Raw genomic sequence first — 14,700 nt, 5'->3', positions numbered from 1 at the left:
ATCGTCTACAGCCGTACACCTGTGAAACAAGGAGTTAATGATGAATAAAAAGGGTGCACATCTGACCCCGGAACAGGCACTGGATCAACTGGAAGCCCTGTATGAGCAGTCAGTGTCGAACCTGCGTGCCGCCATCAGTCGTTATATCGAAGACGGCACCTTACCGACGAACGAAGCACGCGCCGATGGCCTTTTCGTCTACCCCGAACTGTCGGTAAGCTGGGATGGCAGCGCCACTAACCCACCGAAAACCCGCGCGTACGCCCGTTTCACTCACTCTGGCTGCTACACCACCACCGTCACCCGCCCCACCCTGTTTCGCAGCTATTTACATGAACAACTCACGCTGCTGTGCCAGGACTATGGCGCACATATTGAAGTGGGGCTGTCCGCACATGAAATCCCGTATCCTTATGTCATTGACGGCTCGGAGCTGACGCTGGATCGCTCAATGAGCGCCGGGCTGACCCGCCATTTTCCCACCACCGAACTGGCGCAAATTGGCGATGAAACCGCCGATGGTCTGTTCCACCCTACCGAGCTCTACCCGTTGTCGCATTTCGATGCCCGCCGCGTGGATTTTTCGCTGGCCCGTCTGCGCCATTACACCGGTACGCCGGTAGAACACTTCCAGCCTTTCGTGCTGTTCACCAACTACACCCGCTACGTAGACGAGTTTGTCCGCTGGGGATGCAGCCAGATTCTGGACCCTGAAAGTCCCTACGTTGCCCTCTCCTGCGCAGGCGGACACTGGGTCACCGCCGACACCGACGCGCCGGAGGAGGCCATCTCCGATCTGGCGTGGAAAAAGCACCAGATGCCGGCCTGGCATTTGATCACCGCCGACGGTCAGGGCATTACCCTGATTAACATTGGTGTCGGCCCGTCAAATGCGAAAACCATTTGTGACCATCTTGCCGTGTTGCGCCCGGATGTGTGGATGATGATTGGCCACTGCGGCGGTCTGCGTGAAAGCCAGTCGATTGGCGACTACGTGCTGGCGCATGCTTATTTGCGCGACGACCACGTGCTGGATGCCGTGCTGCCGCCTGATATTCCCATTCCGAGCATCGCCGAGGTGCAGCGCGCACTGTACGACGCGACCAAAGAGGTGAGTGGCATGCCCGGTGAAGAGGTTAAACAACGCCTGCGTACCGGTACCGTGGTCACCACCGACGACCGTAACTGGGAGTTGCGTTATTCCGCGTCGGCGCTGCGTTTTAACCTGAGCCGCGCGGTGGCTATCGACATGGAAAGCGCCACCATTGCTGCCCAGGGTTATCGCTTCCGCGTACCATACGGCACGCTGCTGTGTGTCTCTGATAAACCGCTGCACGGCGAAATCAAGCTACCCGGCCAGGCCAACCGTTTTTATGAAGGGGCGATTTCCGAACATCTGCAGATTGGTATACGCGCCATTGACCTGCTGCGGTCAGAAGGCGACCGGCTGCATTCACGCAAACTGCGTACCTTTAACGAACCGCCGTTCCGCTAACGATAAGGAAGGATTCTTATGCAAACCCCAACACCGCTGGCGGCATTGCGCACGCAACTGGCGGCCATGGATGTTGATGGCATGATTGTGCCGCGCGCCGATGCGTACCAGAGCGAAGACTGCGCGCCGCACGATAACAAACTGGCCTGGCTGACCGGCTTTAGCGGCTCAGCGGGGCTGGCGCTCATCCTGCGCGATCGGGCGCTGATCTTTGTCGACGGGCGCTACCAGGTGCAGGTTCGTCAGGAGGTGGATCTTAATGCATTTGAGATCCACCATCTGCACGATGAGCCGCTGGCGCAGTGGCTTAACGATTCGCTGCCCGCTGGCAGCCGTATCGCATTTGAGCCGTTGCTGATGGTCAATAGCCAGTTTACCGCGCTGGAGGCTACCCATTGTGAGCTGGTGGAGTTAAGTAACGATCCGTTTGATGCTATCTGGCACGACCGTCCCCCGGCGCCCTGCGGGGCGATCCGCGAAATGCCGCTGGCGATAAGCGGTGAAAGCAGTGCAGCGAAACGTGCACGCATTGCGGAGATTCTGGCAAAAGAAAGCGTTGATCTGCTGGCTATCACCCAGCCGGATAACATCGCCTGGCTGTTGAATATTCGCGGGTCAGATGTGGCGATGAACCCGGTCGCTCACGCATTTGCCCTGCTCAGCCGTGACGGAGAGATGGAGTGGTTTATCGATCCGGCGAAAACCCATGAGCTGTCGGATGTGCTGAAATCCTCCCTGCGGATCTCCGCATGGACCGATTTTCTACCCCACTGCCAACAGGTGGCGGCAGGCAAGAAAGTAATGCTGGATGCGGATTACGCCCCGGTCGCCCTGCGTTTTGCTATCGAACACAATGGTGGCGAAGTGGTCTGGCATGCGGATCCCATCACGTTTATCAAAGCGCACAAAAACCCTGTTGAACTGGAGGGTTATCGTGACAGCCATCGTCAGGATGGCGCGGCGTGGGTTAACTTCCTGGCATGGCTGGCACGTGAAGTCCCGGCGCGTGAGGCCGCAGGCCAGCCGCTGACCGAACTGGAAGCGCAGGCAAAACAGCTGGCTTTCCGCCAGCAACAGGCTGGTTTTATTGAGCAGAGCTTTAGTACCATTTCCGCCTCTGCCAGTAATGCCGCGATGTGCCATTACCACGCCAGCGAAGCCACCAACGCTGCCATTACCCGCAGCAATTTCTACCTTAACGACTCGGGCGGTCAGTATTGCAATGGCACAACCGATGCCACACGCACATTGGCATTTGGCCCCCTTTCCGATGAACAGCGCCTGCACTATACCGCTGTGCTGAAAGGCTTTTTATCGATGCTGACGCTACAGTTCCCGAGTGGCACGCAGGGTCATCAGATAGATGCCTTTGCCCGACGCGCGCTGTGGCAATTGGGTCTCGATTTCGATCACGGCACCGGGCATGGTGTGGGGCATCAGTTGTTAATACATGAGCAACCACAACGCATTGCCAAAAAGGTTAATCCGTGGCCGCTGGTCGCCGGGAATATCATGACCATCGAACCGGGTTATTATCTGGCCGAGCGCTATGGCATTCGCATTGAAAACCAGGTGGAAGTCGTGGAAAGCCAGCCTGGATTCTGCCGCTTCTCATCGCTGACGCTGGTGCCCATTGACCTCAGTCAGGTAGAGTGGCCGCTACTCTCGAACGAGGAAAAACAGTGGCTGGATACCTACCATCAGCAGGTTCGCGACACACTTTTGCCGTTGGTCGACGGTGATGCACGCGCCTGGCTGGAAACGGCAACAGCGCCAGTCTGCGTGTATCCGGGTTAAACAAAAAGCCTGCACAGGCGTCATGTGCAGGCTTTAATTTATGGCTATGTTTAAACTCTGCAAGAATTATTCTTACTATTTTTGAAAGACTATTTGCACTCGCATAAAAACATTATCGCCGGATATTACGGATAAAAGAGATCAATCACATACCTTTCTTGACATAGCCTTACCAACAACATGGTATTGTATTTTGCATTAACACTTTGGTAGATACCTGAATATTCATTAAGATTTTTCTTAAGTCAAATTGATTAAATCTTATTTTCTTAAAGATTATGAGAGAGTTATTGCTTTTGTTTTATTCAGGTATATAGAATAAACCAGCCAACACCAGGATGCCCAGAGGTTTCAAGGGAATGAAATTTTTAATAAATATTGATAATGACACATTATTCTCTACTGGCATCGTCGGTTTAATTCGTGATGCCATTAAAGAATGCAATATCACTTCACCTTCTCTTTCCTGGGATTTTAGCGTTGAGAATATCCATAAAGCCGATTTTATTTTTATGACCGTATGCACAGGAGAATATTACTTATGTTTTAAAGACTTAATTAACAGAAAAAAGTCTGTGAAGACTTTTATCTTTGTCGCTGGCGATACTATTCCAGCCAGACATAGCCTGCCTGACTGCATCAAAGACGCACAGTTCTTTCTCTGTAAAGCGAGTTCGTCTGTGGTTTACGACGCCATTGTCAAAGCCATTCGTGGTAATCCTGCACCAAAAGAACGCGCTAAAAGCGCAGGGAAATGCGCTTACTCCTGTATTAACTGCAACTATCGGGCCCTCTCTTTTACGCAGGAGAAAATTGCCTTCGGCTTAAACGCCTGCATGGGAATGAATGATATAGCGGATCGTATTGGCATTACCTACAAGACGGCTATTAGTCATAAAAAGAATATTATGAATAAATTCGACCTGAGCAGTAAACTCGAATTGTATGAGTTCATTGCCTGTTATCACAAAAAGAAGCATTAGTGCTTATCATGGAGCCACAGATGCTTTGTCGATTAAAGCATGACTTACTTGCGAGTAATATCAGCCTTCACTACCAGCCTGTTTATTCTGCCGCTACTCAAAAGATTGTCGGGTTTGAAGCGTTATTGCGCTGGAGTGATTCACGATTTGGACGTGTCTGTCCGGAAACACCGATCGGGCTCGCCGTTGTAAATGGCCTGATGAGCACCGTTTCGCTCTATGTTATTAAAAGAGTTATTGCCGAAATGGCGCCATTACTTTCCCGGCATGCTCAACGCAGTAATACAATAGCGGGCTTAACGGTCAGGGAGCAATCATCACCTGCACATTCGCCAGTTCGAGGGCGGTTGCCAGTACCGCGGGCGGCGCGCTGTCGGTGATCAGCAGATCGATATCCTGCCACTGCGCCACCTGCACCAGCGACATATGCTGGAATTTTGCCGAATCGCAGAGCAGCACTTTAAAGCCGGAACGACGAATCAGCACCCGTTTCATTTCCGTCTCATCCAGCGCGCTATCGTAAATGCCCTGGCTGGTAATGCCCGACGCGCCGATAAACGCGATATCAAACCAGAACTGCTGGAACTGCTCAATGGCGGACGGCCCGACAATTGCCATCTCGTCATCACGCATCATTCCCCCGGCCAGATAGACTTCCGGCGCCTGCGCATAACGACCCAGCGCATGGGCAATGCGCACGCTGTTGGTAAAGATTTTCAGGCGCTCATGCTTCACCAGATCGTCAACCATAAACAGGGTGGTGGTGCCGATATCAAGCGCCACGCTCTGGTAACGCCCGGCGACTTCGGCGGCCATACGGGCGATACGCATTTTGCTCTCCCGGTGTAGTGAGAGACGTGCGTCAAAATGCGCCGGAAGCGGATCCATAATCGGCTGGCTTGCCGTTTCCGTCAGTACCGCACCGCCGTGTACCCGGCTGAGTTTACCCTCAGTTTCCAGTTCGGCGAGATCGCGGCGCACTGTCATCTCGGAGACCGCCAGTTCCGCTGAGATGTCCACCACCGTCACGCGCCCCTGCTCGACCAGCATGTTAAGGATCCGTTTTTTACGTTCCTGGGGAAGATAACGTGCCTGAATCTCGGGTTTTGCTGACATGACAATAGATACTCTGTTTCGGGTTGAAGGAGGCTTAAACGATATAGCTCACAATATTAAGGGGAAGTGGTGTGATTTAAAACCAAATTTGTTCGATTTTGTTCATTTCGCTGCGCGGAACATTGCTGCCCCGCGCGAAACGGTGCGAATTAAAACCAGTCGAGGATCCGCGTCAGGGCGGTGATTTCTGTTACCCCCTGTTCAGAAGCGAGTGATGCGCCGTAAAACGCGACGTGCATACCGGCTGCCAGCGCGGAGCGCATTCCGGTCGGGCTGTCTTCAACCGCCAGCACCGCCGCCGCAGGCAGTCCGAAGGCTCCCAGCGCATGTTGATAAGGTTCGGGTGCCGGTTTGCCATGATGTACATCATCGAGCGTGACCACCACATCAATACACTCACGGATCCCCAGCGCCTGAAGATTTGCTTCGACGATACGCCGACATGAATTCGACACACAGGCCTGTTTGATGCCTTTTGCCGCCAGCTTGCGGATGGTTTCTCGACTTCCGGGGATAGCGACCAGCTCATGGCTATGGTCATGGTAATAATCCTCAATCGCCGCCAGCCACACATCCTGATCCAACCCGGCGGGCAGGTCCGCGCGCAGAGCCTGCCAGACATCGTTAATGTGCACGCCGTAAAAGCGCGTCTCGGGAATATGGCTCAGATCCAGGCCGAAGCGATGGCAGGCAGCCAGCAGCGCCCGGTGATGGAGGGGTTCGCTGTCCACCAGCGTACCGTCAACGTCCCAGGCAATGGCGGTAAATTTCATGGTGTCTCCTGACGGGTCAATGGACGGCAGGCTTCATAAAGCTGGCGAAAACGCGGGTATCCCTGGTGGTAAACATCGGCATGTTCAGGCCGTGGCGTAATTACATCTTTGAGGTTGACCCAGGCGCTGGCCCCCTTCCAGTCTGTCGACGCCCCGACGCCAATCGCCGCTGTCCAGGCTGCGCCCAGACATGAGCCAGGATGCCCGTCAAGGCGCGTAAGAGGCTCGCCCAGCACATCGGCGACAATCTGCATCCACAGTTTGCTTGCCGAACCGCCGTCAGAAACGATATAGCGTTTAACCGGATAACCGATATCCACCAGTGTATCGATATGGTGTTTGATGGCATAAGCGTAGGCTTCAAGCAGCGCGCGCCAGATATGCCCCGCATCGTGGCTGAGCGTGAGGCCAAAGAGAATGCCACGGGCATTCGGATCATGTATCGGGGTTTTCTCCCCCAGAAAATAGGGAAGGAAAATCAGGCCATCACTGCCCGCCGGGCGGTTTTCCGCCAGCGCGTCCAGATACTGATGAAGGCTCATCCCTTTTTCACGTGCCGCCGTTTCATGCTGCGCCGCGAAGTTCTGCACAAACCAGTTCAGTCCCGAACCGCCGGTTGACATACAGCCGTTTGGCATATAGCAGCCCGGCACAAGGTGATAATCCAGATACAGACGCGGGTCTGGGGTCGCGGTTTCCGTCACGGTCAAAATATCCACCGAGCCGCCGAATTTGAGCAGCACTTCGCCAGGCGAGGTCACACCCGCGCCGAGCGCAGACGCAATCAAATCCGCCGCCCCGCCAATCACGGGCGTGCCTTCACTAAGTCCGGTCCAGGCCGCCGCCTGCGCGGTTACCGTGCCGATAATGTCATGGGAACGGGCCAGACGGGGTACCGCATAGCGGGGAACATGCGCAAAAGCGATCAGCTCGTCATCCAGCGTATTGCGGCTGATATCAATAAAACCCGCCTCCAGCGCCCAGTTCTGCTCAATGATTTTCTCTCCCGTCAGCTTCCAGTTAATAAAATCATACGAACCAAATACCGTGGCGATACGTTCAAACACCGCAGGTTCGTGGTGTTCAATCCAGCGGATTTTTGCCCCCACCAGTTGTTGGTTGATACCGTTTCCGGCGCGCTGTAAAAAATGCTGGCTGTCCATTTCACTGCGCATCTGCTGCACTTGCGCGCCGCTACGGCCATCGCTCTGCTGAATGCTCGGGCGCAGCAGCCTGTCTTCGCTATCCAGCAAGACCACGGCAGGCAGCATCCCCGTCACCCCAATACCGCAGATCTCGCTCGCCGCGATGCCGCTTTGTGTGAGCAGTTGCTGACAAATTTCGCCGACATTCGCCCACCACTGTTCCGGCGACTCTTCCGTCCAGCCGCTGTGCGGCGCCGAAAGCGTAACCGGTCGGGAGGCTGTAGCGAGCACCTTGTCGGGCAAACCGATCAGGATGCCGATGGTAGAGGTCGTACCAATATCAATGCCTAACAGATACTGCATCTTATCCTCCCGTTCCGCGGGTTGTGCTTAGCGCAGTTTTTCGACCACATCCATAAAGCGTTTAACCCGGTCCCCATCGACCTGATTCCAGGTGTGCCCGTCAACCTTGAAGTGTGTGCCGATAACCACACCGCTGGCAATACTCAGAATGTCGGTGACGTTATCGATGTTTGTGCCGGTATTAGCGAAAACCGGAACCCCCTCCACCGCTTCGCAGACCTTGCGCAGATTGGAATGTTCTGCCGGTTCACCGGTGATCGGCCCGGAGACCAGAATGGCGTCTGCCAGTGATGAGAAGATGGCGCTGCGTGCGCGCAATTCGATAGGGCGCGCATCCAGAGAATGGGCGAATTCAGCATTGATGTTAAAGAGCAATTTCATATCCTGGCGGCCCAGGTTGCGGCGCAGGCGAGACGCGCTGGCGCAATCCGGCTCCCAGATCCCCATATCAGATGCAAACACGCCGGTGAAAATTTCACGGACAAAGCTCGCGCCGGTGGCAGCGCCAATAGCGACGCTGGCGTTAGGATCCCACAGGTAGTTCACACCGAACGGGACCTTGAGCACCGACTTCGCCGCCTGCACCACAGCAGACATGGCAGAGACACCTTCCAGCGAGGCTTTGAACACATAAGGACGGTCATTTTCGTTGCCGAACATGATCGCATCCACACCGCCTGCCTGTAGTTTTTCTACATCGCTTATCACATCGTCGATGAGTTTGTTGAGTCCACCTTTAGCGTCGTACAACGGCGCGCCCGGCAGCGCGCCAATATGGGCCATTGCGATAACCGCTTTTTTCTTATTACCCAGGAATTCAAAGATCATAACTTTCTCCGGTGTTGGCTGATATGTCATGGAAAAAAGAAATCACGCGCCTTTTGGTAACGCAGGCGCGATGATCACATCAATATTTGCCGCCTCGAGCATTGCTGACAGCACCGGCGGCGGCTCCTGCTCGGTGATCAGAATGTCGAATTGCGCCAGCGTGGCGAGGTGAACCAGCGACATCCGTTGGAACTTACTGGCATCGCATAACACCACTTTCAGGCTGGAACGGTTGAGATAAAGACGCTTGAGTTCCGCATCCTCAAAGGCGTAGTCATAAATCCCCTCTGCAGTCAGGCCAGAGACGCCAATAAAAGTGATGTCGAACCACAGGCTGGAAAACTGGTGCAGGGCCGCAGAGCCGCCGGTCGACATTTCATCCGGACGCATTCGCCCGCCCGCAAGGTAGATTTCTGCCTTCGCGGGGGCAATGTCATGCGCCACGCGAATGCTGTTAGTAAAAATTTTCAAATGTGAACACTGGCTGAGGTAACGTGCGGCAAGAAAAGTCGTGCTACCGACATCCAGTGCCAGCGTGCGGAATTTCTTGCCGAGCTCTGCCGCTGCCGCCGCGATGCGCAGCTTAGCCTCGTGGTTTTGCAATAGCCGGGACTCAAAACTCGGTTCCACCTGGTCAATCGCCACCGCGGTTCCGCTCTGTGGCAACACCGCGCCACCATGTGTACGGCAGACACTGCCCTTCTGCTCCATCTCCATCAAATCGCGACGGATAGTCATTTCGGAAACGGCCAGCTTAGCGGCCAGCTCCGGCACCGATACCACACCTTGCTGGACCAGCATCTGCATGACCTCACTCTGACGCGACGCAGCCGAACGGCGTAAACGCGCGCCGGATCCGGCAGCGTCAGGCTGAAAAGGCAGTGCGTCGTTGTGCGTCATCGGTTGACTCCGAACATTGAAATTAACAAAAACAAACATACAAAACAAAATTTGTGATCGCAATTGTTTTTATCATAAGAAATTTGTTTTGTTGTGTTCGTTATATTGGTGTAAAAAATAATCATCAACACAGGGGAAGAGAACATGCACACATCACATTTGACGTCCGGACACTATCCGGACTTGCAAGGGAAAGTGGCGATTGTTACTGGCGGCGCAACGGGTATTGGCTATGCCATTGCCCGTAACCTGACTCGCCAGGGCATGCGGGTCGCCATTGGAGACATTAACGAAGAAGCAGCCTGGGCAGCGGCAACCGAACTGGGCGCGAACACCGTGGCGTTTCATCTGGATGTTCGTTTACGTGCGTCTGTCGAAGAAGGGTTCGGCTGGGTAGAGAAAACGCTGGGGGACTATGACCTGCTGATCGCCAATGCTGGCGTATCCACCATGCAAAAAGCCCTGGCAATAACAGATGATGAGTGGGATTTTAATTTTGACGTCAACACCCGGGGAATTTTTCTGACGAACCAGGTTGCCGCGCGCAAATTCGTGGCGCGTAAATCCGGTACTATCGTCAATACAGCGTCGCTTGCCGCCAAAGTGGGTGCGCCGCTACTGGCCCATTACTCCGCCAGCAAATTTGCCGTACTCGGCTGGACTCAGGCGCTGGCGCGGGAGCTTGCTGCAGACGGGATCCGCGTGAATGCTGTCTGTCCGGGGTTCGTTAAAACCGGCATGCAGAACCGGGAAGTCCAATGGGAAGCACAGTTGCGCGGCATGACGCCTGAACAGGTGATTGATGATTACATTCGCCAGACGCCGCTTGGTCGCCTTGAGACGCCAGAAGATGTCGCCGAAGTCGTGGCCTTTTTGAGTTCCGACGCCGCCCGCTTTATGACCGGCCAGGGCGTCAATGTCACCGGCGGGGTTTATACAGGCTGAGAACACGTCGTTGTGAACAAAGTAGCTTTATTTCGAACAAAACCGAACATGGATGTCACCAGTCCCAGGATGGGCAACACGTAACAGAGGTAACCCAATATGGCCTCCATTGAATTACGGAACGTGTCGAAATCCTACAACGGCAATCAGCACAGCGTCCGTAATGTGAATTTGCACATCCGGGATGGTGAATTTGTTATCTTTCTTGGTCCTTCCGGCTGCGGAAAGTCCACCACACTCCGCATGATCGCCGGACTTGAAAGTATTACCGATGGCACATTGTTAATCGACGGACGCGATGTAAGTCATGTGGCGCCGCGCGACAGGAACATTGCCGTGGTGTTCCAGAGCTATGCGCTCTACCCGCATATGACTGTTGCCGAAAACATGGCCTTCGGCCTGAAAATGCGTGGCGTACCGGGCAATGTGATCAACAGTAAAGTGGCCGAGAGCGCCGCGATGCTGGGGCTGGATAAACTGCTGCACCGCAAACCGGCAGCGCTTTCCGGCGGGCAACGCCAGCGCGTCGCCCTGGGCCGCGCTATCGTGCGTGAACCGCAGGCCTTTTTGTTAGATGAACCCCTCTCAAATCTTGATGCTCAGTTGCGTGGAGAGATGCGCAGCGAGCTGATTAAGCTCCATCGCCGGCTGGGCAAAACCATGGTCTACGTCACCCATGACCAGGTTGAAGCCATGACGATGGCGGATCGCATTTGCATCATGCGTGATGGCCATCTGATCCAGTGCGGAACGCCACTGGAAGTCTACAACTATCCGGTAAACACGTTTGTTGCCCGTTTTCTCTCCACCCCGTCAATTAATCTTCTCCCCTGTCTTGTGCAACGAACGGGCACGGATGTGAACCTGCAACTGTTCGACGGTCCTCTGCTCCCGGTACCGGGCTGGATGGCCGCCGACTATCAAAATCTGGCGGGCAAACAGATGACGCTCGGCGTGCGACCAGAAGATTTTCACGCCCAGCCGCGCAGACCGGACTGGATCCCGCTCGAGATTGGCGTCAGCGGGGTGGAAGCACTGGGCGCAGAAAACATTGTCAGCGGCACGCTCGGTAAAGTGCCGGTTGTAATTCGCCTTGATCACCATACGCACCCGAAGGTGGGGCAGACGCTGAGCATCTGGCTTGATCCCAACTCACTGCATCTGTTTCACCCCGGCAGCGGAGATGTGGTTGAGCGCCGTAAAACCCCGGACAACGCTGACACCATCGGAGCGTGAGGAGTAAACATGCTACGAAAAATTGGACTTCATACCGGGCTGGCGCTGGCCTGTCTTTCAATTTTACTGCCCGTGTTGTGGATTGTGAGAACCAGCCTGGTGCCGGAATCGATGGCTTACAGCAGCGATATCTTTCCGCAGTTTTCCGGGGAAAATTTCCGTTCGCTGATTGAGGACAACGGTTTTTTACGTCACTACGCCAACAGCCTGATTGTCGCCACCGGATCAGTTGTCCTCGCCCTGCCGTTTGCTGCCGCCACGGGTTATGCCTTCGCCCGTTTTAAAACCGGTGGTAAAGCGGCGCGCTTTATTATGCTGGCAACCCAGATGCTGCCTGCGGTGGCGCTCGTGTTACCCGCCTTCGCCATGCTGCGAACCGTTGGGCTGACCAACTCGCTGTTTGGGTTGACGCTGGTCTATGCCGCGCTAAACCTGCCGTTTCTGACCTGGATCCTGATGGGCTTTTTCGAAGGTATCCCGGTGGATCTGGAGTGGGCGGCGATGACCGATGGCGCTACAGCCTGGGGCGCGTTCTGGCATGTGGTGCTGCCTGTTTCGCTGCCGGGTCTTGCGGCTTCTGCTGTGCTGGGCTTCATCCTGTCATGGAACGAGTTTCTTTTTGCCCTGGTACTTAGTGGGCCAGAGACCGCCACGGTCCCGGTGTCGCTTGCCGCGCTACAGACATCAAACGGCGTGCAGATTGGCAAGGTTTCGGCAGGCATTGTGCTGGCCGTGTTGCCACTGATGGTCGCCTCACATTTTATTCAGCGTTATATCGTCAAAGGGCTCACCTTCGGCGGTGTTAAGTAAAGTCATGCCATCCAGACAGAAAATCGTCGCCGTTAACACTCCGGCACCTTCTCCAGGAGTTAATTATGTTGAATCGTAAGAAAGTCACATTGTTATCGGGTCTGATAGTCCTTAGCCTTTCGGCGTCCGTTCGGGCGGAAGATGTTGTGCTGCGTGCGTTGATGGAAGATGTTCCGGAAACGAAAATCATTGAAAAAATGCTGCCTGATTTCGAGAAGCAGTACCACATTAAAGTCCAGTTCGAGAAAATCGGTTACGGCGATATGCATGACAAGCTGGTTTCGCAGTTGATTCAGTCGCAGAGCTATTACAACTTGCTGGAAGTGGATTTTCTTTGGGCGGGGGAATTCAGCAAAGCTGGCTGGCTGACCGACCTCACCCCGGATGTGAAAAAAGCTAACTTTGATATGTCGGCGTTTATTCCGGCCACCGTGTCGCTGATTAATGTGACGCCCAATAAAACCACGCTGATCCCGATGTACAACTACTCCATGGGGCTGATTTACCGCACGGATGTATTGCAGGATGAGAAAATCAAGAGCGCCTATCAGGCCGAGTTTAAAAAGCCTCTCGAACAGCCCAAAACGCTGGAAGAATACGTCGCACTTGCCAAATTTATTAAGAAGAACAGTGACATGGCCGGGGCCGCTATGCAGGGGCAGCGCGGCGATCCGAACAGCATGGAATTCTCGAACTACCTGTTTTCCAGCGGCGGCGCTTACGTAGACGACAAAGGCAAATCCGCACTGAACAGCCCGGCGGGGAATAAAGCGATGACGCTGTATGCGGATGCCATCAAGAATGCCGCCCAGACCGGCGCGCTTTCCGCCACCCTCGACGATACCGTGCGCCTGATGTGCAGCGGTAAAGCGTTCAGTATGTTGACCTACTGGTGGATGCTGCCACAGCTGGATAATGCCACCGCCTGCCCGGCCGTGGCGGGTAAACTCGCGCTGACAACCGTTCCTGGTGGCCACGGTGAGAGCGGCGGCTGGGGCTGGGGCATTCCGAAAAACGTCTCTGATAAAGAAAAACAGGCCGCCTGGACCTTTATTCAGTGGGTACAGAGCAAAGAAGTCACCACCGCACGGGCATTGCAGGGGCACGCGCCTGTTCGCTCAGATGTCTATGAAAATGCGGAGGTACTGAAAAAGTATCCTTACTATAAAGACGCACTGAATATTGTGGCGTCCGGTAAATCCTTCCCGGTCTTCTCCTATTCCGCGCAGTATGAAGATGTTCTGGGGACGCAACTGTCCCTGCTGGCGAGTGGCGAAAACACCGTCGACAAGTCTTTGAAAAATGCATCCGAACAACTGGATAAGTTGCTGGTGAAATAAGACAAAGGGGGCCGGCAGATGGCTGTAGCTGAGGAATTTAGCGTGAAACCGAAGTACCGTTTAACAATAGACAGATTCCGGGTAACAGGCTGGGCATTCGCCCTGCCTGGGTTACTGGCTCTGGCGATTGTGCTCGGCTTCCCTGTTATCTATTCCGTTGTACTGGCTTTTTCGTCGTATACGCTGATGCATGCTGAGATCTTCCCTTTTGCAGGACAGGATAATTTTATTAGCGTGCTGAGCAGCGATACCTTCTGGCACTCTGCCTGGCTGACTATCCGTTATTCGTTACTGACGGTAACCGGTGAATTTATTGTCGGGCTGGGTATCGCTCTGATGCTCAACCGGGTGGTGAAGACCCGCCCGGTCTATTTTGCATTACTGACCATCCCAATGGCGATGTCGCCAGTGAGCGTGGCGCTCATCTGGCGGATGTTGCTGCAACCGAACCTTGGCATTATCAACCATATGCTGCAAAGCGTTGGCCTGCCGGGCGTAGACTGGCTGGGCAACCCAACGCTGGCGTTCTGGAGCATGGTGTTTATTGATGTCTGGCAGCAGATGTCATTTGTGGTGCTGATCCTCGCCGCAGGGCTGGCATCGTTACCTAAAGATCCGTACGAAGCCGCCGAAATTGACGGGGCAAATAGCTTACAGCAGTTCTGGTATATCACCTTGCCGATGCTGCGGCCGGTATCAGCCATTGCGATTGTGATTCAGCTGATTAACGAACTTCGCACCTACGACCTGCCCTATATTCTGACCCGCGGCGGGCCGGGGAATGCCACCGAAGTACTAAGTTTTTTTGCCTATCGTCGGGCATTTCTGGGGCTGTCACTCAACGAAGGGGCCGCCGCCGCGCTGATTTTGCTGTTGATCGTGCTGGTGATGACCGTCGTCTATTTCGTGCTGCTGGAACGGCGCAGATAAACTGAAGTGGAAGTATCAGAAAAGCAAAAACCCGCTTAA

Annotated in this window: 14 protein-coding genes; 9 read left to right on the top strand and 5 right to left on the bottom strand. The window is 54.5% G+C overall.

Annotated features, from left to right (window positions below; translation table 11 throughout):
- Positions 1-40 precede the first annotated feature (40 nt).
- The 4 genes from L2097_RS03045 (at position 41) to L2097_RS25750 (ending at position 4,655) form a co-directional block, all read left to right on the top strand.
- Positions 41-1,495: an AMP nucleosidase gene (locus tag L2097_RS03045; protein ID WP_250353121.1), complete on the top strand. Its 1,455-nt coding sequence runs from the start codon at positions 41-43 to the stop codon at positions 1,493-1,495.
- Between the two features lie 18 nt (positions 1,496-1,513).
- Entirely contained in the window at positions 1,514-3,292 is a 1,779-nt protein-coding gene (locus tag L2097_RS03040) for an aminopeptidase P family protein (RefSeq protein WP_250352104.1), read from the top strand.
- 359 nt (positions 3,293-3,651) lie between these two features.
- Complete coding sequence (locus L2097_RS03035; RefSeq protein ID WP_250352103.1) at positions 3,652-4,275, top strand: helix-turn-helix transcriptional regulator; 624 nt, start codon at positions 3,652-3,654, stop codon at positions 4,273-4,275.
- Between the two features lie 8 nt (positions 4,276-4,283).
- On the top strand, positions 4,284-4,655 hold the full coding sequence (locus L2097_RS25750; protein WP_350029001.1) for an EAL domain-containing protein: 372 nt from the start codon (positions 4,284-4,286) through the stop codon (positions 4,653-4,655).
- On the opposite strand, the gene L2097_RS03030 is transcribed toward L2097_RS25750, so the two are convergent.
- The 5 genes from L2097_RS03030 to L2097_RS03010 form a co-directional block, all read right to left on the bottom strand.
- A complete protein-coding gene (locus L2097_RS03030) occupies positions 4,579-5,391 on the bottom strand; it encodes a DeoR/GlpR family DNA-binding transcription regulator (protein WP_142517977.1) in 813 nt (270 codons plus the stop codon). The two genes, L2097_RS25750 and L2097_RS03030, sit on opposite strands and share 77 nt — an antisense overlap.
- Positions 5,392-5,540: 149 nt before the next feature.
- Entirely contained in the window at positions 5,541-6,164 is a 624-nt protein-coding gene (locus tag L2097_RS03025) for an HAD family hydrolase (protein ID WP_250352102.1), read from the bottom strand.
- The gene (locus tag L2097_RS03020) at positions 6,161-7,672 is read right to left on the bottom strand and encodes an FGGY-family carbohydrate kinase (RefSeq protein WP_250352101.1); all 1,512 of its coding nucleotides are present in this window, start codon (positions 7,670-7,672) and stop codon (positions 6,161-6,163) included. Before L2097_RS03020 ends, L2097_RS03025 begins: the two co-directional genes overlap by 4 nt.
- A gap of 27 nt (positions 7,673-7,699) precedes the next feature.
- The gene (locus L2097_RS03015; RefSeq protein ID WP_047369697.1) at positions 7,700-8,500 is read right to left on the bottom strand and encodes a BtpA/SgcQ family protein; all 801 of its coding nucleotides are present in this window, start codon (positions 8,498-8,500) and stop codon (positions 7,700-7,702) included.
- Positions 8,501-8,542: 42 nt separating this feature from the next.
- Complete coding sequence (locus tag L2097_RS03010; protein ID WP_250352100.1) at positions 8,543-9,400, bottom strand: DeoR/GlpR family DNA-binding transcription regulator; 858 nt, start codon at positions 9,398-9,400, stop codon at positions 8,543-8,545.
- A gap of 144 nt (positions 9,401-9,544) precedes the next feature.
- On the opposite strand from L2097_RS03010, the gene L2097_RS03005 reads away from it, so the two are divergent.
- The 5 genes from L2097_RS03005 (at position 9,545) to L2097_RS02985 (ending at position 14,661) form a co-directional block, all read left to right on the top strand.
- Positions 9,545-10,345 (top strand): SDR family NAD(P)-dependent oxidoreductase, encoded by an 801-nt coding sequence (locus L2097_RS03005; RefSeq protein ID WP_047369696.1) that lies wholly within the window; start codon positions 9,545-9,547, stop codon positions 10,343-10,345.
- A 99-nt stretch (positions 10,346-10,444) separates the two neighbouring features.
- Positions 10,445-11,581 carry an ABC transporter ATP-binding protein gene (locus tag L2097_RS03000; protein ID WP_250352099.1) on the top strand — a complete coding sequence of 379 codons (1,137 nt, stop codon included), beginning with the start codon at positions 10,445-10,447 and terminating at the stop codon, positions 11,579-11,581.
- 9 nt (positions 11,582-11,590) lie between these two features.
- The gene (locus L2097_RS02995; protein ID WP_250352098.1) at positions 11,591-12,391 is read left to right on the top strand and encodes a carbohydrate ABC transporter permease; all 801 of its coding nucleotides are present in this window, start codon (positions 11,591-11,593) and stop codon (positions 12,389-12,391) included.
- Between the two features lie 65 nt (positions 12,392-12,456).
- Positions 12,457-13,731, top strand: coding sequence for an extracellular solute-binding protein (locus L2097_RS02990; RefSeq protein ID WP_085007207.1), 1,275 nt, complete (start codon positions 12,457-12,459; stop codon positions 13,729-13,731).
- A gap of 18 nt (positions 13,732-13,749) precedes the next feature.
- Complete coding sequence (locus tag L2097_RS02985; RefSeq protein ID WP_250352097.1) at positions 13,750-14,661, top strand: carbohydrate ABC transporter permease; 912 nt, start codon at positions 13,750-13,752, stop codon at positions 14,659-14,661.
- Positions 14,662-14,700 lie beyond the last annotated feature (39 nt).

The sequence above is a fragment of the Citrobacter sp. MNAZ 1397 genome (assembly GCF_023613995.1).
Lineage (GTDB): Bacteria > Pseudomonadota > Gammaproteobacteria > Enterobacterales > Enterobacteriaceae > Phytobacter > Phytobacter ursingii.
This window is presented reverse-complemented; position numbering and strand designations above follow the sequence as displayed.